A 25,090-nucleotide genomic window follows, 5' to 3' on the forward strand; every position below is an offset into this window, starting at 1 on the left:
GGGGCCCGCACCCGGCCGACCCCGTTAGGAATCCGAATATGGACGTGTTGATCGGCCAGCTCTTCACCGGGCTGAGTCTGGGATCCATTCTTCTGCTTGCGGCGCTGGGCCTTTCGCTGACCTTCGGTCAGATGGGCGTGATCAACATGGCGCACGGCGAATTCATCATGGCCGGGTGTTACACGACTTATGTTGTGCAGAAGGTCATCTCGTCGGCCGGGGTATCGCTGGTCGTTTCCTTGCTTGTCGGTTTCCTGGTCGGCGGCCTGCTCGGCGCGGCCCTGGAAATGGGTCTGATCCGGTGGATGTACGACCGGCCGCTGGATACCCTGCTCGTCACCTTCGGTGTGGGACTCGTGCTGCAACAGGCCGCGCGTGACATCTTCGGCGCGCCCGCCAAGAACGTACTCGCACCCGATTGGCTCAGCGGCGGTGTCACCATTCTCGGTGCGGTGGTGCCGAAGACCCGCATCTTCATTCTCGTGCTCGCGCTCGTCGCGGTGACCGCGCTGGCCACCGTGCTCAAGACCACCCCGCTGGGTCGGCGCATCCGCGCGGTCGTGCAGAACCGGGGTCTGGCCGAGACCAGCGGCGTCTCCAGCCGCGTCACCGACATCAGCACCTTCTTCATCGGCTCCGGCCTGGCCGGAGTCGCGGGCGTCGCGCTGACCCTCATCGGTTCGACCAGCCCGACCATCGGACAGAGCTATTTGATCGATGCCTTCCTGGTCGTCGTGATCGGCGGGCTCGGGCAGATCAAGGGCACTGTGATCGCGGCCTTCGCGCTCGGCCTGCTGAATTCGTATATCGAATACTCGACTACGGCCTCGATCGCGAAGGTGATCGTCTTCGTCATCATCGTCATTTTCCTGCAGGTTCGTCCGCAGGGGCTATTCACCGTTCGGACGAGGAGCCTGGCATGACCACACTCGGACAACGTTGGCGCGCATATCCTTCCGTGACCGCGTGGGGCGGCTTCATCGTCGCCGCGATTGTGTTGTTCGCGGTCGCGCCCGCAGTTCTCAGCGATTTCCGGCTCAACCTGCTGGCCAAATTCCTGTGCTTCGCGATTGTGGCGGCAGGCATCGGATTGGCTTGGGGCCGTGGTGGAATGCTGACGCTGGGGCAAGGAGTGTTCTTCGGCATCGGCGCATACATCATGGCGATGCATCTACAGATGGCCGATGCGGCCCGGCTGCACAACGAGGTTCCGGAGTTCATGGAGATCGCGGGTATTCGCGAATTACCCTCGTTCTGGCGGCCTTTCGCGTCGGCTCCGGTCGCCCTGATCGGCATTCTGGTGCTGCCGGCGCTGATCGCGGCGGCACTCGGTTACGGCGTATTCAAGCGCCGGGTCAAGGGCACGTATTTCGCGATCCTGAGTCAGGCCTTGGCCGCGGCGCTGGCGATTCTGCTGACCGGACAGCAGAAGATCGGCGGGTTCACCGGACTGTCGGACTTCCGCGCCTTCTTCGGCTTCAAGCTCTCGGATCCGGTCAACCGGCAGATGCTGTTCTTCATCGCGGCCGGCACCTTGCTGCTGGTGGTCGCCGCGGTGCGCCAGCTCATGCACAGCCGCTACGGCGAATTGCTCGTGGCCGTGCGTGATCAGGAGGAACGGGTGCGCTTCCTCGGCTACGATCCGGCCAATATCAAGATCGTGGCGTATGTCGTCGCGGCATTCTTCGCGGGCATCGCGGGTGCGCTGTTCACCCCGATCGTGGGCATCATCTCGCCCGCTGATATCGGTGTCGTTCCGTCCATCGCATTCATTATCGGTGTCGCGATCGGCGGTCGGACCACACTGCTCGGGCCGGTCCTCGGCGCGATCGGCGTCGCCTGGGCGCAGACGGCGCTCTCGGAGGAGTTCCCGTCCAGCTGGACCTATCTGCAAGGCGTGCTGTTCATCGTGGTCGTAGGGTTCATCCCGGCGGGGCTGGCGGGGCTGTGGCCGATGTTGAAGGGGTTGCTGGACAGTAAGTTTCCCAAGACTGCCGCACCTGCTCCGGCGGTGGTCGATGAACCGCTGCCCGAAGTCGTGACCGAGGAGAAGGTGGAATCCCGATGAGCGCACACGACCCGAAGCCGGGCGGCAATGCGGGTATGTCGAGCGAGTACCTCGAAATCCGCGGTCTCTCGGTGAGTTTCGACGGTTTCCACGCCGTCTCAGATGTGGATCTCACTGTGCTGCAGGGTGATCTGCGGTTCTTGATCGGACCCAATGGTGCGGGAAAGACCACGGTCATCGATGCGATCACCGGCCTGGTGCCCGCTACCGGATCGGCACAGAAGTCCGGTGTCGAATTCCTCGGCAAGAAGGTGCACCAGATCGCCCGACTCGGCATCGGCCGAACCTTCCAGACGGCGAGCGTTTTCGAGCAACTCAGTGTGCTGCAGAATCTCGATATCGCGGCGGGTGCGGAGCGTTCGGCGCTGACGCTGTTGCGCCGTCGAAAGTCGGTCTTGCCGAGTATCGAAGAGGCGCTCGAGATCACCGGCCTGGGCGAGCTGCGCGATAAGCCCGCCGGTGTGCTGGCGCACGGGCAGAAGCAGTGGCTGGAAATCGGCATGCTGCTGGTGCAGAACGCCTCGGTGCTGCTGCTCGACGAACCGGTTGCGGGTATGAGCGCCGAAGAGCGCGAGGAGACCGGAAATCTGTTGCGGCGCATCGGCGGTGAACGCATCGTCCTGGTGGTCGAGCACGATATGGATTTCATGCGGTCCTTCGCGACCTCTGTCACCGTGCTGGCCGCGGGCAAGATACTCAGTGAGGGCACCGTCGAACAGGTGCAGGCCGATCCCAAGGTGCAGCAGGTCTACCTCGGCACCGCCGCTGCTATCGGCACTGAACTCGAAGATGCGCGGACCGCGCAGGAACTGACCGCGAAGGAGTCCGCCGATGCTCGAGCTCATTGATATCCATTCGGGTTACGGCCGGACCGAGGTGATCCACGGCGTCTCGATCACCGTCGCCGACGACAGCGTGGTGGCGATCATGGGGCACAACGGCGCGGGCAAGACCACGCTGCTGCGCACGGCCGTCGGTCTGATCGGCACCAGATCCGGACAGATCAACTTCAACGGTGAGGCGATTACCAAGATGTCGCCGTCACGTCGGGTCAAACGCGGTATCGCATATGTGCCGCAGGGACAGCAGAGCTTCCCGCAGCTGACCACCGCCGAGAACCTGCAGGTCGTCGCCGACGGCCGCAAACGCGGTAAGGCCTTGATCGACGAATCGCTCGACCTGTTTCCGGCACTGCGCGAACTGCTGAATCGCAAGGCAGGCCTGCTGTCCGGCGGGCAGCGCCAGCAATTGGCGATCGCCAGGGCGCTGATCACCGAGCCGAAGCTGCTGATTCTCGACGAGCCGACCGAGGGCATCCAACCGTCCGTGGTCGCCGAAATCGAGCGCACGATAATCGATTTGACCGGTCGCGGCGGACTCAGCGTGCTGCTGGTGGAACAGCACATCGGCTTCGCACTGCAAGCGGCGCAACGCTATTACGTCCTGCAGTCCGGCCGCGTGAGCTCCACCGGCGAAGGCGGAGCGGCCGCGGAGGCCTCGGTTCGCTCGGCGATGGCGATCTGAGCTGGCCGCCATGACGCGCAGGGGGCGGGTTCCGCTCAGCGAGCGGGTTTACGAATCGCTGCGGCGGGACCTGGCCACGGGGGCGATCGTGCCCACCGAACGGCTCGGCGAGGAACGCCTGGCCGAGATCTACGGGGTTTCGCGCACCCCCGTGCGGGAAGCGCTCGCCCGGCTGCAGGCCGATGGATTGGTGCAGCGGCATGCCGATGGGCTGTATCCGTATCGACCGCGATTGGAGGAGCTGGGCAATCTCTACGAGCTACGAATTGTGTTGGAGACCAGGGGAATTCAGCGCGTCATCGGTATCGTCGGCGAACCGGCACCGGTGCACGACTCGTCGCTGGTGCGTGCGGAACTCGATATCTGGCGCGGATTTCGCGACTATCCGCCCGCGCCGGGACCGGCGCTGGTCGCCGCGGACGAACAGTTCCACACAAGTCTGCTCGCGGCGGCGGGCAATGCGGCGCTGGCGGACGCACTGACCGGCGTGTACGTCCGGGTTCGCCCGGTACGCACCCTGGACCTGCCGACGCCGGAGCGGATCGCCACCATGACCGCCGAGCACATCGCGATCGCCGAACACCTGCTCGCGGGTGATCCGAGTGCCGCGCTGCGCACCCTCACCGCACACATCGGAAGCTCGCGAACGCACGTACTCGCGCGTGCCCAGCAGGCGATCGAGTTCACGAAACTCTCACGTGCGGTGCGGGATTGACTCTTCGGTCAGCAAGTATTTCACGATCGGCGCGAGCGGAATCGTGTAGTGCGACCGCGACATGAGGCCGCCGATGGTCACAGCGGGGTCGCCGAAGTCGGGGTGAGGTGTTCGCCACGATCGCGATCGAAACCCGCAGCGCGGTCCAGGCGACCATCCCGTACACCAGTGCCAGGAGAGTGGCTTTGCAGCCGAGTTGTCGCAGGTATGGCCAGATCGGCGAAATGCAATCAGTCGGCTAGAAGCTTCAGGACGACAGGGCGGGACAGGGTGCCCGAGACCTGGCGGGCGAGTTGGTTGGCGCTGGTGCCATCGGCGTGGGCGTCGCGCAGGGCGGCGGCGAGTTCGTTGCGGGCCGCATCGGCGGCGGCCTGGGCCGCGCGTAGCCGTTGGGCCGCGCGGTCTACGGGATCGACGCCCGTGGCAGCGCCGTCAACCCCGCTGTTCGATTCGGTGGTCAACTCATTGACCGGCTCGCGGTGCGGGACCGACTTATCCGTTCGCATCGCCGCCCTGGCGAACTCCATCATGAATTCGCGGGTCGCACCCTGATTCTCGGCATCCGCGCCGAGCAGCAGGCGGGTGGTCTGCGGGACCGCGAGGCTCCAGTTGGACAGTCCGCACAGTGCGAGCAGCAGTCGGCCCGCGTGGCTGGCGTCGACATCGAACTGCTCTTTGGCTCGATCGAATTTCCGCAGGTAGTGCTGGGCGCGCCAGCCGTCGATATCGTGCGCGTCGGTGCCGCGGTGCAGCCCCTCCCAGAGCAAAAGCCTTAGCAGTTGCGGATTTGCGCGGTGATAGTCGAACAGCTTGCCCACATACTCACCGGGTTCGGTCTCGGCCAGGGGTTGGACCACATCCAAGAATTCGCGCATGGTGTCGATCAGGATGACGTCGAAAAGTTTGTCCTTGCTGCCGAACAGGCCGTAGATGCGCTCCTTGTTCACCCCGGCCGCCTCGGCGATCCGGTCCACCCGCGCGCCGGCCAGGCCGTATTCGGCGAATTCGTCGCGCGCGGCACGCAGCAGGGCCTGCTTGGTCGCGTCACTGCGTTTCATCGTGACCGTCATGACCGCGACTTTACCATTTCATTAAACCAACTATTTGGTTGACAACTGCCAGGCAATGGGCCTAACTTCGTCCACATGGCAACGCCGACTCTTCAGCTTCCGGCCGGTATCCCGGCTCGGGCACGTACTCGCAGCGCGTCACCACGCGCGCACACCGGGCGTACCCTCCCTGTTTTCGTCCTGTCCGCTCTGCTGGCCACCGGCCAGATGTACATCCCGATCCCCCTGTTTACGGCCATGAAGGCCGACTGGAATGTGGGTGCGGGCGTAATGACCTGGATCATCAGCGCCTTCGCCTTCGGTTATGCGGGTGGCTTCGTGCTGTTCGGCCCGCTGTCGGATCGCTACGGCCACCGCCGGGTACTGGTCACCGGCATGATCACCGCTGCGGTGGTCACACTGTTGACCGGTTTATCGTTCAGTGCGCCGATCGCGGTTGGACTGCGCGTCGCGCAGGGACTTGTTGTCGGTTCGATACCGCCCGCGATCATGGCCTATATCGCCACCCGCATCGCGCCGGCGCATCGTGCGGTGGTCACCATGTCGGTGGCCACCTCTTTCCTGGCCGCGACGGTGCTGGCGCAGATCGCCTCGCAGGCCGTCGTCGCCGCGTTCCCGTGGCGCACCATGTTCATCGGTTCGTCGGTCGTGTTCGTAGCGCTCGCATTCGTGCTGCGTGCGGTCATGCTCGATGACGCTCCCACCGGCCGCGACAAGCCACTCGTGCACAGCTACGCCGCGATTCCGGCGGTGCTGCGCATCAAGGCGCTGCTGCCGATGCTGGCCGCGGGCGCGCTGGCCATGGCGGTAATGGTCGGTGTGTACACCGGCATCGAAATCACTGGATTGGTCAGGAGTTCCGGTGAGCTGCTCGCACTGCGTGCGGGTGCGCTGCCGGTGATGTTCGCACTGCCGCTGTTGGCCATCCCGCTCTCGCGCCTGACCAAGCCGGGCCAGATGGTGCTGGGCGTGTTGGTCGCAGCGACCGCCATGGTGATCGCCACTTTCGAAGGCACCCACCTCGCGGTCCTGACCATCCTGCTCGCCGTGCTGGTCGGCGGGCTCGGCGTCATCGCGCCCGCGGTCTTGCAGACGGCGGGGGAGCTGGGCGGTGAGGCTCGCGCCGCCGCATCCTCGGTCGCCATGTTCAGCTTCTACGTCGGTGCCACCGCCGGACCGCTGGTGGCCGCGGCCGCCGCGCCACACGGCTTTTCGGTGCTGGCGTGGACCCTGGCCATCCTGCTGGTCGCGGCGCTCGGCCTAACTCTGTTCGGGGTACGGATCCAGCGTTCGTCGCTGCCTGCTTAGTCGAATGCGCTCGGCCGACATCGGATTCGCCGATGTCGGCCGAGCGCGTTCGGACGCAACTGAATTTCAGACTGCGAGGGTTCCCATGCCGCGTAGGCGGCACCGTCTCACTTGAGGACGTACGGGGAAACCGAGCTTCGATGCTCGCTGATATCAAGGACTTTGCCCAGCGGGGGAAAGGCGCGCTGCGGGCAGTTGGCGCGTTCGCAGACTCGGCAGCCCGCACCGATCGGCGTGGCCTTCGCCTCGTCGAGATCGATGCCGTCGGCGTAGACGACGCGACCGGCGTGGCGCAGCTCGCAACCCAGACCGATCGCAAAGGTCTTGCTGGCCTGGCCATATCGGGTCGCGCGGCGTTCGACGGTGCGGGCGACCCACAGGTATTTGCGACCGTCGGGCATCTGGGCGATCTGCGTCATGATCTTGCCTGGATAGGCGAAGGTCTCGTAGACATTCCACAGCGGACAGGTGCCACCGCTCGAAGAGAAGTGGAAACCGGTGGCGGATTGGCGTTTCGACATATTGCCCGCGCGGTCCACGCGCACGAAGGAGAACGGTACGCCGCGCAGCTTGGGCCGCTGCAGAGTTGAGAGGCGATGGCAGATCGTCTCATAACTCTGGGTGAAGAAGGCCGACAGCCGCTCGATGTCGTAGCGGAAATCCTCGGCGACCTCGTGAAAGTGCGTGTAGGGCAATACGGTTGCCGCGGCGAAGTAATTCGCCAGGCCGAGCATGGCCAGCTTGCGGGTGTCCTCGGCGGCGAAATTGCCTTCCTCCACCAGTTTTTCGAGCAGATCACCGCATTCGAAGTAGGCGAGCTCGGCGGCGAGTTTGAAGGTGCGCTGTCCGCCGGACAGATGTGGCGCGATCTCGAGCCGCTGGGTCTGCGGGTCGTAACGGTGTAATACGCCCTCGCCGAGATCGATACGCTCGACAATGTTCACATCGTGTGCGCGCAACAGGCGGGCGATCTCGCTGTTCACATCCCCGCCGTGGAAGCGGATACGGGCGGTGAGTTCCTCTGCGGCGGTATCCAATTCGTGGATGTAGTTCTGCCGCTGGTAGAAGAAGTCGCGTACTTCCTCGTGCGGTTTGCTGATGGCCGCGCTGCCGGAGCCGTCGGCGAAGCGGTCCTCGGTGGCGGCGGCCAGCTGCGCGGAGGTATTGCGGTACCGGTTGTGCATATTGACCAGGGCCCGCGCCATGCTCGGATGCGCGGAGACCATATCCGCGATCTCCTGGGTATCGGCCTCGATGCCGAGCTCCTGGTCCATTACGACCTCTTGGAGTTCGGCAATGAGACGGGTGTCGTCCTGGGAAGAGAAAAACGTCGCGTCGACGCCGAACACTTCGCTGATCCGCAGCAGTACCGGTACGGTGAGCGGGCGCACATCGTGTTCGATCTGGTTGAGGTAACTCGCCGAGATCTCCAGCTTCTGGGCGAGTGAGACCTGGCTCAGTCCTCGCTCGGTCCGCAGCTGACGAAGCCGCGCCCCGACGTAAGTCTTGGCCATATGTCCAGTTTATGGGCGAATTCGCAAACCTGCCAATGGGTAATTAGCAGCAGAGCTGAGCGATATGTCACAGGGGCCGGTTACCGTCGAGTGATGCTGTTCTCGGATGTCGTGCAGGCCTCGGAGACCGTCCGGGCGACCCGGTCTCGGAAGACGAAGATCGCGACCCTGGCCGCGCTATTGTCCGCGGCCGCCCCGGATGAGCTGGAGCCGGTGGTCGCGTGGGTTTCCGGCGAACTACGGCAGGGGCGCATCGGCACCGGCTGGCGCACCTTGACCGCACTCGAATGCGAGCCGAGTGAGCTTGCGACGCTGACGGTTTCGTCGGTGGATAACATGCTCAGCGAATTGGCCACCACCTCCGGCCCCGGCTCCACGAACCGGCGCAGGGAATTGCTGCGCGGATTGTGGACCGCCGCGACCGCCGACCAGCAGGCCTTCCTGATGCGCCTGCTCGGCGGCGAGTTGCGTCAGGGTGCGCTCACCGCGATCGTCGCCGAGGCTGTCGCGGTGGCCGCCGCCGTGCCGATCGAGCTGGTCCGGCGGGCGTACATGCTGTCCGGCCAGCTGCCGGTCACGGCTGTCGCCGCGCTGACCGGCGGGGCCGAGGCGCTGAGCGAATTCCGGCTCGAGGTCGGCCGCCCGATCCAGCCCATGCTCGCCTCGCCCGGTGCGACGCTGGACGAGGCAATGACCGAATTCGGCGAAGAGGTAAGTGTCGAACACAAACTGGACGGCGCGCGCATCCAGGTGCACCGCGAGGGGTCGCGGGTGTGGGTATTCACCAGGACGCTGCGCGATATCACCGCCGGTGTGCCGGAACTGGTCGATCTGGTCGCCAAGCTCGACTGCACGAGTGTGGTGCTGGACGGAGAAACGTTGGCGCTCAACGATTCCGGACGGCCGCGTCCGTTCCAGGAGACGATGAGCCGCTTCGCCGAGATCAGCTCGACCAGGGACTTGCTGCTGCACCCGTACTTCTTCGACTGTCTGCATCTCAACGGCGAGGATCTGCTCGACGCCCCACTGCACAAGCGCCGCACGGCGCTGACCAGTGTGGCGGCCGCGCACAGCATCCCGGCCCTTATCCGACCCGACGCCGAGGCGGCCGCGGAGTACTTCGACGGCGCGCTGGCCGCCGGACACGAGGGCGTGATGGTCAAGTCGTTGATCGCACCGTATGCCGCGGGCCGCCGCGGCCGGTCCTGGCAGAAGATCAAGCCGACGCACACCCTCGACCTACTGGTGCTCGGCGCGGAATGGGGTTACGGCCGGCGCACCGGATATCTGTCGAATCTGCACCTCGGCGCGCGCGATCCGGAAACCGGGGATCCGGTAATGGTAGGCAAGACCTTCAAGGGCCTCACCGATGCGCTACTGCAGTGGCAGACCGCGGAATTCCCGCGGCACGAGCGCGCCCGCGACGAGCACACCGTCTACCTCTGGCCGGAACTCGTGGTGGAGATCGCCCTCGACGGTGTCCAGGTGAGTTCGCGCTATCCGGGCGGCGTCGCATTGCGCTTCGCCCGGGTCGTGCGCTATCGACCGGATAAATCCGCCGCCGATGTCGACACCATCGAAACGGTTCGCGCGCTGCTGCCATGAACGAGTCGGCCCCGTAGCCGCCCGCCCCCCGAGTTGCCGATCCGAACTCGGGCGGATTGTGCGGCTGCCGAGCACCATCGCGTCGAGCGCAGTCGAAACGTGGTGTCGGACGGCGCGACGAGCGGCGTTTCGACTGCGCTCGGCGCGCAGCCGGAGCTGATAGCGAAGCAATCTCTCTGGGCGGGGCACCGATGGTTGTTCGGTCGAGTGTCCGCCGCCAACAGAATTGTTATGCCGACCGTGCCGTCCGGTTCCCGGTGTTCGAGCTGGTCATAGGCCAGACTGGCTCCGGTTCAGTCCGGTACACGCGCGGAAACGGGGACTCGGCGTTGCTCGGTACAGCACGAAAACGAGAGACGGGGTCGCCCATCGGTCGGCCGATGCGGAAGGTGGCGTTGCTCGGTGCGGTGACCTGTATCGGGGTGGTAGCGGCGGTCGGTATGGCGGCGCCGGGAACGGCTGCGGCGGACCCGAATCCGACGGCCGATTTCCTGCATCCCGCGCGTGATCCCGCCTCGGTCATGCCTACCCCGCTGGATGACCCGTTCTACACACCGCCGCGGGGTTTCGAAAACCTACGTCCGGGCGCGGTGGTCGCGGCCCGTGTCGTCGATATCGGGTTGGAGCCGACGCCGGTCACCGCCACTGAACTGCTGATCCGATCGACCGATGCGAAGGACCGTCCGGTGCCGGTGGTGGCCACCTTGCTCGTGCCATCGACACCGTGGCAGGGTTCGGGACCCCGCCCGCTCGTCGCCGACAATGTGCCGATCGATTCACTCGGCAACCTCTGTGCGCCGTCGCAGCAGCTCAAGATGGGGCTAGCGGCCGGTCTCCGCTCGGTGCAGGTGCCGCTGTCGAAGAACTACGCGGTGATCGTGCCCGATCACCAGGGCCCGCGACAGGCATATGCGGCTGGTCGCATGGCCGGACATGCCGTGCTGGACGCGATACGCGCCGCCGTACAGACGCCCGAGTTGGGGCTCTCGCCCGATGCGCCCACTATCGTGTCCGGGTACTCCGGCGGTGCCATCGCCTCGGGCTGGGCGGCGCAACTCGCACCGGCATACGCGGGCGAGCTGAATCTCGTCGGTGCGGTGGTCGGTGGCGTGCCCGCCGACTTCGGCATGCTGATCGACACGATGAACGGCGCCAATGCCGCCACCGGTGTTTTCCTGGCCGCAACCCTCGGGCTGGCCAGGGAGTATCCGGAGATGATGGCGCTGTTCAACGACAACGGTTGGCGGCTATCGCATTTCGCGAAGGATCTCTGCTTTCTGGACGCCGCGTTGCTCGGTGCGCTCGCGCCGATACCCGCGGAAACACTCACCGACGTGCCGCACCCGACGAAGCTGCCGATGATCAGGGAGATCCTGGCCGAGAACCGCCTCGGCACCGCCGCACCGCGAGTGCCGGTCTTCCTGTATCACGGCATCAACGAGTTCTGGCTGCCATTCGCCGGGGCCGAGCACCTCTACGACGACTGGTGCCGGTTGGGGGTTCCGGTGCGCTTCGAGGCCTACCCCGGCGAGCATCTGATCGTCGGCAATGTCGGGGCTCGGGCCGCCGATTCCTGGATCGATCAACGCTTCGCGGGTGCGCCCGCTCCGGTCGGCTGCTCGAAGATCAACAGGTAGAGCGCAGATTCACGGTAACCGATCGGAAATGCGTCCCGACAAGCGGCAACCGCATGGCAATCCGGATCGCGAGTGCCGCACACTGGAGGGGTGACCGCGGACCTCTTGGTACTCCTTATCGTCATCGTCACGGCACTCGCATTCGATTTCACCAACGGCTTCCACGACACCGCCAATGCCATGGCGACCTCGATCGCCACCGGCGCACTGCGGCCACGGATCGCCGTCGCGGTATCCGCGGTCCTGAATCTGCTCGGCGCATTCCTGTCGGTCGCGGTCGCCGCGACGGTGGCCAAGGGCATCGTCCGGCTCGACGCCGTGCAGGGCGAGGCGCTGCTCATCATCGTGTTCGCTGGTCTGGTCGGCGGCATTCTGTGGAATCTGCTGACCTGGCTGTTCGGCCTGCCGTCGAGTTCCTCGCACGCATTGTTCGGCGGCCTGATCGGCGCCACCATCGCCGCACTCGGTTGGGGCGGGGTGATCTGGGCGCACGGCGCGGACGGCGTGCTGACCAAGATCGTGTTGCCCGCCCTGCTCGCGCCGATCGTGGCCGCACTGGTCTCCGCCATCGGCACCTGGGGCGTCTACCGGATTACCGGTCGGGCCGATCCCGACAAAGTGAACGAGGGCTTCCGCTGGGGCCAGATCGGGTCGGCGTCGCTGGTCTCGTTGGCGCACGGCACCAATGACGCGCAGAAGACCATGGGCGTGATCTTCCTGGCACTGGTCGCGCACGGCACCTTGACCAAGAACGACGAAATGCCGCTGTGGGTAATGGCGGCCTGTGCCGTCGCCATCGCCGCGGGCACCTACCTCGGCGGCTGGCGGATCATCCGCACCCTCGGCAAGGGCCTGGTCGAGATCGACTCACCGCAGGGGCTGACCGCCGAATCCTCTTCCGCCGCCATCATCCTCACCTCGGCCCATTTCGGGCTTCCGCTCTCGACCACACAGACCGCGACCGGATCCATTCTCGGCACCGGGCTCGGCAAGGGGGTGGAGGTGCGCTGGGGTGTGATGGGCCGGATGACGGTCGCCTGGCTGTTGACGCTGCCGCTGGCAGGTGTGGCCGGTGCGCTCTGCTGGGCCATCGCGCATTTCATCGGCGGATTGCCCGGTGTGCTGGTGGTATTCGCGCTGCTGATCGCGCTGTCGTTGGTGATGTATCTGCGGTCGCGGCGGGATCCGGTGGACACCACCAATGTCAATGAGTGGCCGGGCGACACGCCGGACTCCGACGCCGAGGTTGCGAAGAACACCGCGCCGGTCGCAGAGGACGGGCTCGCGCCGCCCGACGGATCGCCCGCGCCGGGACCTAATGCGCCCGCGCCGGGACCCAATAGTCGTTCGGCCCAGGTCTGAGGAGTCACATCGTGCACACACTCGTCACGAATCTGAACGCGCTATGGAAGGTGACCGTCGCGGGTCTGCTGCTCGGCGCCGGACTGCCGATCGTCTTCGCCGTCGGGGTGCGGCTCTGGTCGGTCGCCGATACTGTGCCCGCGGAAGGTGGCGCCGCCCAGCGCAATTACCCGGCACTGGTTGGGGCCTACGCCTGCTTCGCGTTGATCCTGGCCGCGATTGTCACCGGAATTCTGTACACCGCGAAGGCCTTCCTGGCCGCTCAATTCGGTATTCATCTGTTCGGAGCATGAGGAGGGCGAAATCGTGACTGATCCAGCGAAATCCGCTCAGGTCCGGCCGAATCTGCTCGGCCGGGTGATCGGCTGGTTGCGCGCCGGTTATCCACAGGGGATTCCGCGGTCGGACTATGTGGCCCTGTTCGCGGTGCTGCACCGCCATCTGACCGATTACGAGGTGGTGGCGATCGCCGAGGAGTTGGTTGACTCCAATCCGGACAGCGAGATCAGCCACGCCGATATCGAGGCGGCGATCGCGCGGATGGCGAAGGAGCAGCCGGACGCGCACGATATCGCCAGGGTCGCTTCACATCTGGCGGCGGGCGGCTGGCCGTTGGCGACCCCACTGACCGATCCCGAATCTGCCGATCCAACGGCCGGCTAGCGCACGGCCGATCGAGTTCCGTCGGGTGCGAGCGGCAGCGGCTGGCCTAGCCGTCCGGCGGCAGCGCGGTCTGATCGGTTCCCAGACGATTCACAGCTGGATTGCCGGCATTCTCGAGGTGATCGGAGCAGGATGATCGGTGTCGGCGAACGAGAAGCGGCTTCCAGCAATGGGGCCTTACCCCACGGCTTCCAATTCGCTCGACCCCGGCGGTTCACTGCTCGGACCGTCTTCCCGCCGACCGGCGGCGCCCACCCCTCGCTCGCGCCGCCGGTCCGCGAACTCCTCGTCGGGCAGCTGCGCAGCGGTCGGCCGGAGCGGAATCAGCCAGACGATCGCGGCGATCAGCGCGATGGTGGCGAGCAGGGTATACGAATCACCGAGCAGGAATTGCCATAGTGTCCAACGGAATTCGCGGCCCTCGGTCTGCGGTACCTGCCAGATCAGCCCCTGCGGCAGCAGCGGCAGCTCCGGATCCCATGCGCCGAACCGGTCGGACCGCAGCGGCCAGGCGAATACGAACAGATAGATGAGCGTGGGTACGGCGATCCGGACGGCGAGCGGACGGTGGCGCAGCACATGGATTACCCACAACAGGGCGGGGGCGATCCACACCCAGTAGTGGGTCCAGGAAATCGGCGAGACCAGCAGCATTACCGTGGCCGCGAGCAGTGCGCCCAACAATTCGTCACCGCGCAAGTGGGCGATCCGCGCCGCCGCCATTCCGGCCAGCGCGAGCAGTCCGGCGCAGACGAACGAGGATGTGGTGTCGTTCCAGGTCGACCATTCCAGGCGGCCGAACATGCCGTTGATCGACTGATTCTGCACATAGGCGAAGCCGATGCGGTTCTGCGAGGTCGTGGTCGTGGTCCAGAACTGCAGCGCTTGGGTCGGCCGGTACCAGAAGCCGATCGCCACCGTGGCGCCGAAGGTCGCGGCGGCCGTCGCGGCGGCCCGGAACTGGCGGGTGATGAGCAGATAGACGATGAAGACCGCCGGGGTCAGCTTCAGTCCGGTCGCGATGCCGATGAGGATGCCCCGATATCGGCTCTGCTCGGGCATGGCGAGATCCGCCAGGACCAAGGCCATGAGGATCGCGCTGAGCTGACCGAACCGGAACGTCTGCTGGACAGGTTCCAACCAGATCGCGGCGCCGGTGACGGCGATGCTCAATGCCAGCAAACCGGTTCCACGGCGGATTCGCTGAAGTCTGGCGGCGCTCCAGACGCTCACGAACAGTGACACCATGGTGAGCACCGTGACGCCGGTCCCGATGTAGTTGATCGGGAATCGCGACAGTTCGGCACAGATCCACGCGGCGAAGACGGGATACAGGAAGGGCAGGCCGAGCGGTCCGCGGCCGTCGTACAGCAGTGCGGGATGAGTCGCCGCGGCCGCACCGCCCCACATATAGACCTGGAGATCGACTTGGTGCCAGTACATCTGCCAGTTGGGCCGCAGAAATAGCAGCCAGGCGCCGATGGACAGGGAGGCGAATACTATTGCGGCACTGAGCGTTGATTTGTGCGAGACCTTGGGCTGCGTCCCCACACCGGCAGCGCGCTGTTCTCCTGTTTGCAGGATGACAGCCATGGAGTTGTTATTCCTTCATCAGGTGATACAGCTCGAGCGGACAGCAAATCCTTAGCTAAACTAAAGGCAATCCATCGTATCATCGCTGTTCACCGTCGGCTGCCCATAATTTTCCGGGGTCGGTGCGAGCTACCGGGCCAGCACCCGCAGCAGATGTTCCACCTCGGACCGGATCGCATCGCGGGCGGGCCGCAGGTACCTGCGCGGATCGGCAATGGTGGGATTGTCCGCGAGCGCCGTCCGGATCGCTTCGGTGGCAAGGACATTCAGCCTGGTGGCGATATTGATTTTGGTCATTCCGTGCGCGACGGCGGCACTCAGACCCGCATCGGGGACGCCGGAGGATCCGTGCAGTACAAGGGGGACGGGAACTTTCGCGGCTAGTCGGGCAATCAGGTCGTTATCGAGTTCGGCCGTGCGGCTTTGCATGGCGTGCGAGGAGCCGACGGCCACGGCGAGGGCGTCCACGCCGGTCGTCGCGACGAATTCGACGGCCTCATCCGGATCGGTCCGAACACCAGGGGCGTGCGCACCATCCTTACCGCCCACCTCGCCGAGTTCGGCCTCGACGAAGACATCGCGGTCGTGGCACCAGCGGACGATATCGGCGGTGGCGGCGACATTTTCGGTGTAATCGAGGTTTGAACCGTCGAACATGACCGAGCCGATGCCGAGGTCGACCGCGGTGCGGACGAGTTCGAACGAGGTGGCATGGTCCAGGTGTACGGCGATATCCGCGCTGCTGTCAGCGGCAATTCGCAAGCAGGCCGACGCGATCGGGGCAAGAGTGCCGTGGTAGTGCACCGTATTCTGCGAAAGTTGGAGCAGCACCGGCCGTTTCGCCGTCTCGGCGGCTGCGGCGATGGCCTCGGCATGTTCGATGGTGATCACATTGAAGGCGCCGAGTCCGCCCGGGCGGGCGGCCGCGATCAGGTCCGCTACGGGTCTCGATGTCATGGGGAGGTCTCCTGCGGGGTGGCTAGTCGTTCGACGATCACCGTCGGTGCGATCTGGGTGCGTACGCGGCGGTCGATTTCACCGGCGACGGGGATGACGACCGCGGCGGCCGAGGTGGCTACGGCGTCGACCAGCACAGCGGGCCAGTCCGGGGTGTCCTTCGCATCCGACAGTGCCGCGATCACCGCGGCAGTCGCGGAATCGCCCGCGCCGGTGGGATTTCCGGCGAGCGCTTCGGGCAGCACCGCTGACCACGCGCCATCGGCGGTGACCACGACCATGCCCTCGGCGCCGCGGGTGGCGATGACAGCGCGCACCCCACGTTCGATGAGCGGCAATGCGGCCGTGACGACTTCGTCCGGGGTCACCGGTACGCGTCCGGTGAGCCGTTCCAGCTCTTCGGTATTCGGCATCAGCACGATGCCGGGGACCTGCGCGGCCAGGCGCAATGCCTCGCCGTCGACATCGCAGATGGTCGGGACACCGGCGGCGATGGCGGTGCGCGCGATTTCGGCGGGCAGGCTGTGGGCGATACCGCCCGGCAGTGATCCGGAGATGACCAGGCCGTTGATATCGGGCAGCATGCCTGCCACGCGAACCGAGAGTTGGTCGGCAGCATGTGGATTCGAGACCCGCGCGCCCGGTTCCCACAGTGCGGTCGCGGTTCCGTCACCGGATTCGCTGATCACCACAGTGCGCCGAACCCAGGGCAGTGCGTGCACGAAGTCGACCGGCATCTCCAGCTCGGCTGCGGCCGCGAAGGCATGGTCGGAGAAACCCGTCGCCCTAGCGTATTTTCCGATCTGATTGAGCACCCGTGTCACATTGATGCCCTTGCCGCCGATGCGCTGTTCGACCGAACGGACCCGATGGGCCTGGCCGCGCTCGAAATGCTCTACCCGGTAGGTCATGTCGTAGGCGGGATTCATTGTCACGGTGAGGATCACGTCAACAACTGTCCACGTCTGAGCACCCGGCGCAACTGTAGATTGTCATCGACTATCAGCAGGTCGGCGAAATGGTCGGTCCTGAAGTCGCCCACATCGGTCAGTCCCGCTGCCGCGGCCGGTACCGAAGTGGCGGCAATCACGGCCTCGCGCAACGGCACACCGCATTCTCGGACCGCCCATGCGAGGCAGCGCAGGAGGTGTGCGGTGCCGCCCGCGATGGATCCATTGGATATCCGGGCCACGCCATCGGCGACGTGGACAACCTGCGGACCGAGCTGATATTCGCCGTCGGGCATCCCCGCGGCCTGCATCGCATCGGTGATCAGCGCGACCTGTCCGGGTGCGGTCGCGAAAACCAATGCGCCGAAACCGGAGTCGACGTGTACTCCATCGCCGATCAGCTCGACGACGACCTGGCGCTGCGCCGCGGCGACGAGTGCGGCGGCCACCGGGCCCGGCGTTCGGTGATGCAGTGGCGGCATTCCATTCGCCAAGTGCGTGACCAGATTGCCGAACCCATTGGGTCGCAGGGCCTGTCGGAACCGGGTGAAATCGGTATCGCTGTGGCCGAGCGACACCACCACGTCGCTGTCGGAAAGACGTTGGGCTACCTCGTCGAATCCGGGCAGCTCTGGGGCGATCGTCATGACCCGCAGATGGCCGTCGGCGGCGGCGAGCAGGCGTTCGGTCAGCTCCAGATCGGGGTCGCGCAGATATCGGGGATCCTGTGCACCGCACCGTGCGGCGGCCAGAAATGGTCCCTCGGCATGGATTCCGGCGATGGTGCCGTCCGCGGCAAGCGTACGCAGCGTGGCGACTTGCGCGATCATATCGGCCGGGGCGCCGGTGACAACGGTGGCCAGCACGGTGGTGGAGCCGTGCTTGTGATGAAATTCGGCGGCCGCGCGGGCTTCGTCGCCGTCGACGGTGTCGAAGCGGTGGCCGAAGCCGCCGTGGTTGTGAATATCGACGAGGCCGGGCAGTACAGTGCCGGAAAACGGCGGCACGGTCGAATCCGGATGTGCGGCAATCCAGTCCGCGAGTGACTGCACCCGATCGATCCGGCCTGCGCGTACGGACACGACGCCGTCGTCGAATTCGGATGTCGCCGATACGATCCGGCCGCGAATGTCGAGACTCATGCGGGCACCCTCGTATGGGCTCGGGCCAGCGCCATATCGGCGACGCGCGTTTCGCAGCGTGCGAGCGAAACCATCGGCTGGATGCGCCGCAGCCGACGCGCTGGACGCGCACCCGTCTCGACGCGAGTCACGTGAGCGCTCCCTGTCTGGCGAACAGGGCCGCACCCATGAGCCCCGCGCGGGCACCGAACTCGCCGAGCACCACTCTCGGTGCGGGCACCACGCGCAGGCGTTCGGCGATGGTGTGGTGCAGGGGCTCGGTGAGTGCGGCTCCGGCCCCGGCCAAGCCGCCGCCGAGAATGATCAGTTCGGGGCAGGCCGCGTGGATGAGGCCGAGCAGTCCGTCGGCGAGTGCGCTGATCGCTTCGTCGACGACGGCTTTGGCGTCGGAATCGGTATCCAGTATTGCGAAAACATCGGCTGCGCTCGCTGTTTCGTGTCCCGTGCGTTTCGCATAGGCCCGGGCGATGGACGCACCCGATGCCACGGTCTCCACGCAGCCGATATTGCCGCATGGACAGCGCAATCCGTCCGCATGCCGAACCGGGATATGGCCGTATTCGCCGGTCTGTCCATAGGCGCTGCGCATCAAACGGCCACCGACGGAAAGGGTGCCGCTGATACCGGTGCCCAGAATGACCACGCAGACGTCATCGTGACCGCGCCCGGCGCCGAACCGCCATTCGGCCCAGCCCGCCACCGCGACATCGTGCTCGATCAGCACCGGCATACCCCAGCGACCGGTGAACCGATCACCGATGTGCACATCACGCCAACCGACATTGCTACTGAATACCGCGATAGAACGGACCGGATCGACAATGCCCGGCAGCAGTACCGCCGCGCGTGCGACGCGATCGCGCTGGTCATCGGTCAACTCGGCGAGCAACTGGTCGCCGAGTGCCCCGATGGTTTCGAAGGCCGCCTCGCCCTGGGGCGTGGCCACCACACCCGCGGCGAGCACCATGCCCGCGGCGTCGGTGACCTCGCCCTTCATCGTGGTGCCGCCGACATCGAGGCCGAGCACCAGCAGATCATCGGTCAAGGCCGTGACCGGGGGCTGTTCCGTTCCCATATCCGCACAGTAGTTGCTGGTAGTGACCGGTCATCGATCCAGAACGACGGAACGGTTCAGGTTGCGCGGATGGTCCGGGTCGAGTCCTTGGTCGGCGGCGCGCAGCACGCAGAGTTGGTGCACACGGACCAGATCGGCCATCGGATCGATATCGCGGTGTTCGAAGTGCGCGCCGGTGACCGCCACATCTTCCGCGAAATTGGGGACGAGCGGCCCGAACGCCCACACGGCGCGGCCGGGGGTGGAGATGCTGATCGGGCCGTGCCGGTATTCGGTCTGCAGATACGACTCGGTCCACGACTGGCAGGATTCGCGCAGCTTGAGCCCCGCCTCCTCAGCGATAGCGGCCGCGAAACCCATCCCGACGAAGCTGATCTGCTCGGCACGACGCACGTCGGCCAGTGCTGTCGCCGGGGCTTCGGCGAGTACGGCCCTGGCCTGTTCGATGGCCGGACGCAGATCCGCGCCCAGATGCCAGCGCAGGATCGCCAGCGCGGTGGTGGCGAAGCGGGTCTGCACCACCGATTGCTCGTCGACCTCGTCGATCAGAATCGGATCGCCCAGGTCGAGCACCGGGGTGCCCGGACTGCTGCAGATGACCGTGCGCGGAATCCGGGTCGGTATCGCCCGCATCGCATCGACCACCTCGGTGGTAGTGCCGGAGCGGCAGATGACGAGGTAGCGGTCGTAATCGCGACCGGCGCGGACCTCGCTCGCGGGCCAGGCATCGGTTATGCCCTGGCCCGAACTCTCGCGCAGTGCCGCGATGGCACGGGACATGAACAGCGAGGTGCCGCAACCGATAACGGCGACGCGCTCGCCCGGTTGGGGCAGTATGGCGCGGTGTTCGGCGGCGGTGGTCTCGGCGCGGACCCAGTCGTCGGGCTGGGTGGCGACTTCGGCGGCCAGATGAGTCACGGGGGTGGGGCGAGCGGAGATCGGCACCACAACAGAATCGCCCCGAATGATCGTTCATGTCAAATTTACGAGCGAATCAGTCACATATGATCATTCTTGGGTCTAGCCTATCCGTAGCGACTGCATGCAGGTCGCTCGAAAGGGCCAGCACAGTCGATTCGTTCGCTCCATCATCGGCGGTGCGGTAGCGCCCGGAGTGAAAATTTGAAAGGTTCAGCTCGTGAAAAGACCCCTCCACGGTGTCCTCGCGGGGATCGCGCTGGTCACCGGCCTCGCGCTCGCCGTCACGTCCTGTGGTTTCGGCTCCAAGGATTCGGCCGATTCCGACAAGACGATCAACTTCCTTGCTCCCACCTACAGCGACGGTGCCAATGGCACGAAGGCGCTATGGGACCACATCATCGACGACTTCCAGAAGCAGAACCCGGACTACAAGGTCAATCTGCAGATGGAGTCCTGGGAGTCGATCAACGATGTGGTGAAGACCAAACTGCAGTCCAAGTCCACCACCCCGGATCTGCTGAATATCGACGCCTACGCCAGCTTCGCCGGGGACGGCATGCTCTATCCGGTCTCCGAGGTCGTTTCCCCGAATGTGCTGTCCGACGTGCAGCCCGGCTTCGCCAAGAACGCCTCGCTGAACGGCACGCAGTATGCGATGCCGCTGTTCGCCTCCACCCGCACCCTGTTCTATAACACCGATCTCTTCGCGAAGGCCGGGGTGAGCACGCCGCCCAAGACCTGGGCCGAGTTGACCGATGCCGCCAAGAAGATCCAGGCGCTCGGCGGCGGTGTCTCCGGCTACGGCTTGCCGCTGGGCAGTGAGGAATCGCAGGCCGAGACGTCGCTGTGGACCTTCGGTGCGGGCGGCAATTGGTCCGATGGCGACAAGATCACCGTGGATACCCCGCAGAATCTGGAGGGGGTCAAGGCCATGCGGGAGATCTTCGATGCCGGTGTCACCCAGCCGAATCCGGGTGCGACAAACCGCAAGGACGTCATCAATTCCTTCATCCAGGGCAAGATCGGGATGATCGAGGGCCTGCCGCCCACCATCGCCCAGATCGCCGATAAGAATCCGGGTCTGAAGTACGCCACCGCGCCTACACCGACCAAGGACGGTGCGCCGGTCACGCTCGGCGTGGCCGATCACCTGATGGCCTTCAAGAAGGACGGCAAGAAGGCCGAGACGATCAAGAAGTTCCTCGACTTCTTCTACTCGGCGAATGTGTACTCGAACTTCGTCAAGAACGAGCACTTCATCCCGATCACCACCAGTGCCACCGCGGTGCTCGCCGACGATCCGGTGACCAAGGCCTTCGCGGCGACCCTGCCAGTGGCCAAGTTCTACCCGAGCAATAACCCGAACTGGGCTGCCGCGCAGGGTGCCATGCATCAGCAGATGGGCACCATCGCGCAGGGTGCGGACCCGGCTCAGGTGTTGCAGCGGATTCAGGAAGCAGCGAAATAACGTGGGGCGCCCAGCGGCCCGAGCGACGAGCCCGGAGGAGGTAGCGCAGCGTGACCAGGGAGGGCCCCGGGAGGGTCGCAAATTGAACGGAGCTACCCGGGTACTCGCGGGGAAGAATTCGACACTGCGGGCCGTCCCCTGGATCGGGCCGTCCCTGGTGCTGATCGCGGCCATCGTCGCGTTCCCGGTCGGCTATATGGTCTGGACCAGCACCCGGGACCTGAGCGCCTACGGGCAGGACCGCGGTCCCGCCGGACTGGCCAATTACCGAAACCTCTTCGATATCAGCGAATTGGGATCGGTATTGGCGCATACCGTGGTCTGGGTGGTCAGCGTCGTGCTGATCACCCTGGTGCTCTCGGCGGGGCTCGCGCAGTTCCTGAACAAGGATTTCCCGGGACGCACCCTGGTGCGCATGGCGATTCTGGTGCCGTGGGCGGCCTCGGTCGTGATGACGACGACCATCTTCTATTACATGCTCGATCCCGATGTCGGCATCGCCAACCGGTTCCTGGTCGATATCGGGCTACTGGACCGCGGCTACGGCTTCACCAAGCAGCCGACGCCAGCCTTCCTGGTGGCGATCGGTGTCGCGGTCTTCGTCTCGATCCCGTTCACCACCTACACGATTCTGGCTGGGCTGCAATCGATTCCGGCCGAGATCGATGAGGCGGGACGGGTGGACGGCGCCCGTGCGTGGCAGCGCTATCGGTACCTCACACTGCCGCAACTGCGTCCGGCGATCGCGGTGGCCACGATCATCAACATCATCAATGTGTTCAACTCGCTGCCCATTCTGCAGGTAATCACCGGCAGCATCGCGGGCTTCGGTGCGGATACGACAACGACATTGACGTTCAAGCTGATTCGACAGAATCAACAGCTCGATACCGCTGCCGCCATGAGCGTGTTGAACTTCGCGCTGATCGTGGTCATCATCGCGATCTATGTGAAGGTCATCAAGCCGACTCAGCAGGTGGACGCATGACGACACAGGCCGACATTCACATCGAAGGTGTGGAAATCCCGCCGGACACCACGGTTGCCGAGGCCCCGACTGGCCGATCTCGGCGGCGGCGGTGGGAACTCACCGCGGTCGGGGTGGTGCTTGCCGTCATCTTCCTGACCCCGTTCGTGGTGATGGTGCTCGGCTCGCTGAAGAGCCGCGCCGAAATCCTGCGCATCCCGCCGACATATCTGCCCGAGACCTGGCATCCGGACAACTACACCACCATGTGGGATACCCCGGAGACGCCGCTGCCGTACAACTTGGCGAGCACGATCATCATCTCGGTCTGCGCCACTTTGCTGGTGCTCTTCGTGGCCATCCCGGCCGCATATTACACGGCGCGGCACAAGTTCCCGGGACGCGCGATATTCCTCGCGCTGGTGCTGGTCACCCAGATGTTGCAGCCGACGGTATTGGTCACCGGCCTGATCCGAGAGTTCTTCACCCTCGGCATCAATGACACCTGGCTGGCCATGATCCTGGTGAACGCCGCATTCAACCTCTCGTTCGCGGTGTGGATTCTGCACAGCTTCTTCGCCGCCATCCCGGTGGAGATCGAGGAGGCCGCGCAGCTCGACGGTCTGGGTCGCTGGCAGATCCTGATCCGGGTGAGTCTGCCGCTGGTCTGGCCGGGCATTGTCACCGCGACGATTTTCGTTGTGGTGGCCTGCTGGAACGAATTCGCGGCGAGCCTGGTGGTGCTGACCACCCCCGAGAATCAGCCGCTTTCGGTGGCGCTGACAAAGTTCGTCGGGCAGTACGACACGGCGTGGCAGTACGTCTTCGCGATCTCGACTGTTGGCATCGTTCCGGTGGTCATCCTGTTCGCGTTCATCGAGAAGCGACTGGTCGCGGGGCTTACCGCGGGCAGCGTCAAGTAAGTCGTTGCGATGTCCGTGGCCCGGGGTAGGCGCTTCCGACCGGTAGCATCGAATCCGTGGCACGGCAGGATGATCAACCCAAGGAGGGCCGCAGTTACGGCGGGCTGTCCAAGCAACAGCGGGTAGCCCAGCGGCAGGCACGACTCATCGATGCCGCGCTGGAATTATTCGGCACCCAGGGCTATGCGGCCACCTCGATCGAACGGCTGTGTGCCGTCGCGAATGTTTCCACGCGCAGTTTCTACGAGGATATGGGTAGTCGCGAGGCATTGTTGATCGCACTGGTCAATCGCATTACCTCGCATGCGGTCGAACGTGCGCTGGAAAGTATGGCAAAGACCGCAGGGCAACCGCTTTCCACACGGGTAGTCGATGCTTTCCGCGCCTATCTCGAGGTGACTTGTGCCGATCATCGTTCGGCGCGAGTGTGTTATGTCGAAGTCGTCGGCGTCAGTTCGGCAGTGGAGGATTGGCGCAGGCAGCAGCGCCGCCTGCTCTCATCACTGCTGATCAGCGAGGCGGAGCGAGCCGTCGAGCGCGGCGAGACCAAGGCGCGGCGATTCGATCTGTTCGCACTCGCGGTGATCGGTGCGGTGAATTCACTGGCCCAGGAGTTGGTGCGGACCACACATCCCGACACCGAGGTGGCGCTGGATGAAATATGCGAGGAGATCGCGTATTTCGTGAATTCTGGACTTGCGTTGAACTGATCAACGAACCAAAATGGTTTGGGCCCAACCGTTATAGTGAGAGCAATGGTGTTCGAGGGATTCGTCGAATTCGATATCGAGACCGCCGAGGGTCGCGTGCATGGGCGGCGTGGTGGTAACGGGCCGCCCGTCTTGTTACTGCACGGGATACCCGAGACACACCTCATGTGGCATAAGGTCGCGTCGCGGTTGGCCGAGCGGTTCACCATCGTGGCAACGGATCTGCGGGGATTCGGCGACAGCGCCTCGCCGCCGAGTCGGCCGGACCACAGTCCGCACAGCATGCGGGCCATCGCCGCCGAACAGGTCGAGGTGATGGCGAGCCTCGGCCATGATCGGTTCAGCGTGGTCGGTCATGATCGTGGCGCGCGGTGCGCGTATCGCATGGCGCTGGATCATCCGGAAATCGTTACGCGTCTGGCGGTTCTGGATATCGTGCCGACCGCTGACAGCTTCCGTGCGGCGGATATGGACTTCAGCCTCGGATTCTGGGTGTGGTCCTTCCTCGCCGCACCGGCACCGATTCCGGAACGGCTCATTGCCGGTGATCCGGCGATTCTGGTGAATCATATGCTCGATAGCTGGGCAGAGGATCCCGGTGTTTTCTCGGATGAAATCCGTACGGAATACATCGCGAAATTCCGCGACCCGGATACCGTGCATGCGATTTGCGAGGAATATCGGGCCGCCGCGACCCTCGATTATGCGCATGACGAGGCTGACCGCGGGCAGCGGCAGATCGAATGTCCGCTGCTCGTATTGTGGAGTGCCACAGGCGCTGTCGGCAGTTGGCATAGGCCGCTGGAGGTATGGCGCCGCTGGGCGGACGATGTCCGTGGTGGTCCGCTCGACGTCGGACATTTCCTGCCGGAGGAAGCCCCGGAGCAGACCGCTCGCCACCTCCTGGCGTTCCTCTGA

25 protein-coding genes are annotated in these 25,090 nt (G+C 65.0%); 16 read left to right on the forward strand and 9 right to left on the reverse strand.

All coding sequences use genetic code 11. The features are described 5' to 3' along the window. The first annotated feature begins 38 nt into the window (after nt 1-38). The 5 genes from urtB to ACIBJI_RS00545 are packed head-to-tail and all read left to right on the forward strand — an operon-like array spanning nt 39 to nt 4,307. Complete coding sequence (gene urtB / locus ACIBJI_RS00525; RefSeq protein ID WP_396958255.1) at nt 39-923, forward strand: urea ABC transporter permease subunit UrtB; 885 nt, start codon at nt 39-41, stop codon at nt 921-923. Continuing rightward, the gene (gene urtC, locus ACIBJI_RS00530) at nt 920-2,068 is read left to right on the forward strand and encodes an urea ABC transporter permease subunit UrtC (RefSeq protein WP_364353541.1); all 1,149 of its coding nucleotides are present in this window, start codon (nt 920-922) and stop codon (nt 2,066-2,068) included. Before urtB ends, urtC begins: the two co-directional genes overlap by 4 nt. Further along, complete coding sequence (gene urtD, locus ACIBJI_RS00535) at nt 2,065-2,916, forward strand: urea ABC transporter ATP-binding protein UrtD (RefSeq protein WP_397082596.1); 852 nt, start codon at nt 2,065-2,067, stop codon at nt 2,914-2,916. The genes urtC and urtD overlap by 4 nt, the downstream gene beginning before the upstream one ends. Next, the gene (gene urtE, locus ACIBJI_RS00540; protein ID WP_364353535.1) at nt 2,900-3,592 is read left to right on the forward strand and encodes an urea ABC transporter ATP-binding subunit UrtE; all 693 of its coding nucleotides are present in this window, start codon (nt 2,900-2,902) and stop codon (nt 3,590-3,592) included. The genes urtD and urtE overlap by 17 nt, the downstream gene beginning before the upstream one ends. A gap of 10 nt (nt 3,593-3,602) precedes the next feature. Continuing rightward, nucleotides 3,603-4,307 (forward strand): GntR family transcriptional regulator, encoded by a 705-nt coding sequence (locus ACIBJI_RS00545; RefSeq protein ID WP_397082598.1) that lies wholly within the window; start codon nt 3,603-3,605, stop codon nt 4,305-4,307. 230 nt (nt 4,308-4,537) lie between these two features. Here the strand turns inward: ACIBJI_RS00545 and ACIBJI_RS00550 are convergent, their stop codons facing one another. Next, nucleotides 4,538-5,377 (reverse strand): TetR/AcrR family transcriptional regulator, encoded by an 840-nt coding sequence (locus tag ACIBJI_RS00550; protein WP_397082600.1) that lies wholly within the window; start codon nt 5,375-5,377, stop codon nt 4,538-4,540. A 75-nt stretch (nt 5,378-5,452) separates the two neighbouring features. Between ACIBJI_RS00550 and ACIBJI_RS00555 the strand changes: the two genes are divergently transcribed. After that, entirely contained in the window at nt 5,453-6,685 is a 1,233-nt protein-coding gene (locus tag ACIBJI_RS00555; RefSeq protein WP_364353527.1) for an MFS transporter, read from the forward strand. Nucleotides 6,686-6,792: 107 nt separating this feature from the next. Here the strand turns inward: ACIBJI_RS00555 and ramB are convergent, their stop codons facing one another. Continuing rightward, nucleotides 6,793-8,199 (reverse strand): acetate metabolism transcriptional regulator RamB, encoded by a 1,407-nt coding sequence (gene ramB / locus ACIBJI_RS00560; RefSeq protein ID WP_364353524.1) that lies wholly within the window; start codon nt 8,197-8,199, stop codon nt 6,793-6,795. Nucleotides 8,200-8,292: 93 nt separating this feature from the next. Here ramB and ACIBJI_RS00565 point away from each other — a divergent pair, with 93 nt between their 5' ends. The 5 genes from ACIBJI_RS00565 to ACIBJI_RS00585 all read left to right on the forward strand — a co-directional run bounded on the left by ACIBJI_RS00565 (nt 8,293) and on the right by ACIBJI_RS00585 (nt 13,466). After that, nucleotides 8,293-9,804: an ATP-dependent DNA ligase gene (locus tag ACIBJI_RS00565; protein WP_364353521.1), complete on the forward strand. Its 1,512-nt coding sequence runs from the start codon at nt 8,293-8,295 to the stop codon at nt 9,802-9,804. A gap of 380 nt (nt 9,805-10,184) precedes the next feature. Beyond that, entirely contained in the window at nt 10,185-11,441 is a 1,257-nt protein-coding gene (locus ACIBJI_RS00570; protein WP_397082603.1) for a lipase family protein, read from the forward strand. 90 nt (nt 11,442-11,531) lie between these two features. After that, nucleotides 11,532-12,803, forward strand: coding sequence for an inorganic phosphate transporter (locus ACIBJI_RS00575; RefSeq protein WP_364353515.1), 1,272 nt, complete (start codon nt 11,532-11,534; stop codon nt 12,801-12,803). Nucleotides 12,804-12,814: 11 nt separating this feature from the next. After that, entirely contained in the window at nt 12,815-13,096 is a 282-nt protein-coding gene (locus ACIBJI_RS00580; protein WP_364353512.1) for a hypothetical protein, read from the forward strand. A gap of 13 nt (nt 13,097-13,109) precedes the next feature. Beyond that, nucleotides 13,110-13,466: a DUF3349 domain-containing protein gene (locus tag ACIBJI_RS00585; RefSeq protein WP_364353509.1), complete on the forward strand. Its 357-nt coding sequence runs from the start codon at nt 13,110-13,112 to the stop codon at nt 13,464-13,466. A 177-nt stretch (nt 13,467-13,643) separates the two neighbouring features. On the opposite strand, the gene ACIBJI_RS00590 is transcribed toward ACIBJI_RS00585, so the two are convergent. The 7 genes from ACIBJI_RS00590 to ACIBJI_RS00620 all read right to left on the reverse strand — a co-directional run bounded on the left by ACIBJI_RS00590 (nt 13,644) and on the right by ACIBJI_RS00620 (nt 20,128). After that, nucleotides 13,644-15,059, reverse strand: coding sequence for a glycosyltransferase 87 family protein (locus ACIBJI_RS00590; RefSeq protein WP_364353506.1), 1,416 nt, complete (start codon nt 15,057-15,059; stop codon nt 13,644-13,646). Nucleotides 15,060-15,188: 129 nt separating this feature from the next. Then, complete coding sequence (locus tag ACIBJI_RS00595) at nt 15,189-16,016, reverse strand: class II fructose-bisphosphate aldolase (protein WP_397082605.1); 828 nt, start codon at nt 16,014-16,016, stop codon at nt 15,189-15,191. After that, nucleotides 16,013-16,963 (reverse strand): hexose kinase, encoded by a 951-nt coding sequence (locus ACIBJI_RS00600; RefSeq protein WP_364353500.1) that lies wholly within the window; start codon nt 16,961-16,963, stop codon nt 16,013-16,015. Before ACIBJI_RS00600 ends, ACIBJI_RS00595 begins: the two co-directional genes overlap by 4 nt. Further along, nucleotides 16,960-18,108 carry an amidohydrolase family protein gene (locus ACIBJI_RS00605; protein WP_364353496.1) on the reverse strand — a complete coding sequence of 383 codons (1,149 nt, stop codon included), beginning with the start codon at nt 18,106-18,108 and terminating at the stop codon, nt 16,960-16,962. Before ACIBJI_RS00605 ends, ACIBJI_RS00600 begins: the two co-directional genes overlap by 4 nt. Further along, nucleotides 18,105-18,239, reverse strand: a complete 135-nt coding sequence (locus ACIBJI_RS00610) for a hypothetical protein (RefSeq protein ID WP_364353493.1) — start codon at nt 18,237-18,239, stop codon at nt 18,105-18,107. The genes ACIBJI_RS00605 and ACIBJI_RS00610 overlap by 4 nt, the downstream gene beginning before the upstream one ends. Continuing rightward, nucleotides 18,236-19,183, reverse strand: coding sequence for an ROK family protein (locus tag ACIBJI_RS00615; protein WP_364353490.1), 948 nt, complete (start codon nt 19,181-19,183; stop codon nt 18,236-18,238). The genes ACIBJI_RS00610 and ACIBJI_RS00615 overlap by 4 nt, the downstream gene beginning before the upstream one ends. A 30-nt stretch (nt 19,184-19,213) precedes the next feature. After that, nucleotides 19,214-20,128: an SIS domain-containing protein gene (locus ACIBJI_RS00620; RefSeq protein ID WP_397082608.1), complete on the reverse strand. Its 915-nt coding sequence runs from the start codon at nt 20,126-20,128 to the stop codon at nt 19,214-19,216. 193 nt (nt 20,129-20,321) lie between these two features. Between ACIBJI_RS00620 and ACIBJI_RS00625 the strand changes: the two genes are divergently transcribed. The 5 genes from ACIBJI_RS00625 (at nt 20,322) to ACIBJI_RS00645 (ending at nt 25,090) form a co-directional block, all read left to right on the forward strand. Beyond that, nucleotides 20,322-21,572: an extracellular solute-binding protein gene (locus ACIBJI_RS00625; protein ID WP_364353484.1), complete on the forward strand. Its 1,251-nt coding sequence runs from the start codon at nt 20,322-20,324 to the stop codon at nt 21,570-21,572. An 82-nt stretch (nt 21,573-21,654) separates the two neighbouring features. Further along, nucleotides 21,655-22,560: a carbohydrate ABC transporter permease gene (locus tag ACIBJI_RS00630; RefSeq protein ID WP_397082610.1), complete on the forward strand. Its 906-nt coding sequence runs from the start codon at nt 21,655-21,657 to the stop codon at nt 22,558-22,560. Then, nucleotides 22,557-23,462 (forward strand): carbohydrate ABC transporter permease, encoded by a 906-nt coding sequence (locus ACIBJI_RS00635; protein WP_397082612.1) that lies wholly within the window; start codon nt 22,557-22,559, stop codon nt 23,460-23,462. Before ACIBJI_RS00630 ends, ACIBJI_RS00635 begins: the two co-directional genes overlap by 4 nt. A gap of 56 nt (nt 23,463-23,518) precedes the next feature. Beyond that, nucleotides 23,519-24,172 (forward strand): TetR/AcrR family transcriptional regulator, encoded by a 654-nt coding sequence (locus tag ACIBJI_RS00640; RefSeq protein WP_364353475.1) that lies wholly within the window; start codon nt 23,519-23,521, stop codon nt 24,170-24,172. A 45-nt stretch (nt 24,173-24,217) separates the two neighbouring features. Beyond that, nucleotides 24,218-25,090, forward strand: coding sequence for an alpha/beta fold hydrolase (locus ACIBJI_RS00645; RefSeq protein WP_397082615.1), 873 nt, complete (start codon nt 24,218-24,220; stop codon nt 25,088-25,090).

Origin of the sequence: Nocardia sp. NPDC050408 (assembly GCF_044458905.1) — a bacterium.
GTDB lineage: Bacteria > Actinomycetota > Actinomycetes > Mycobacteriales > Mycobacteriaceae > Nocardia.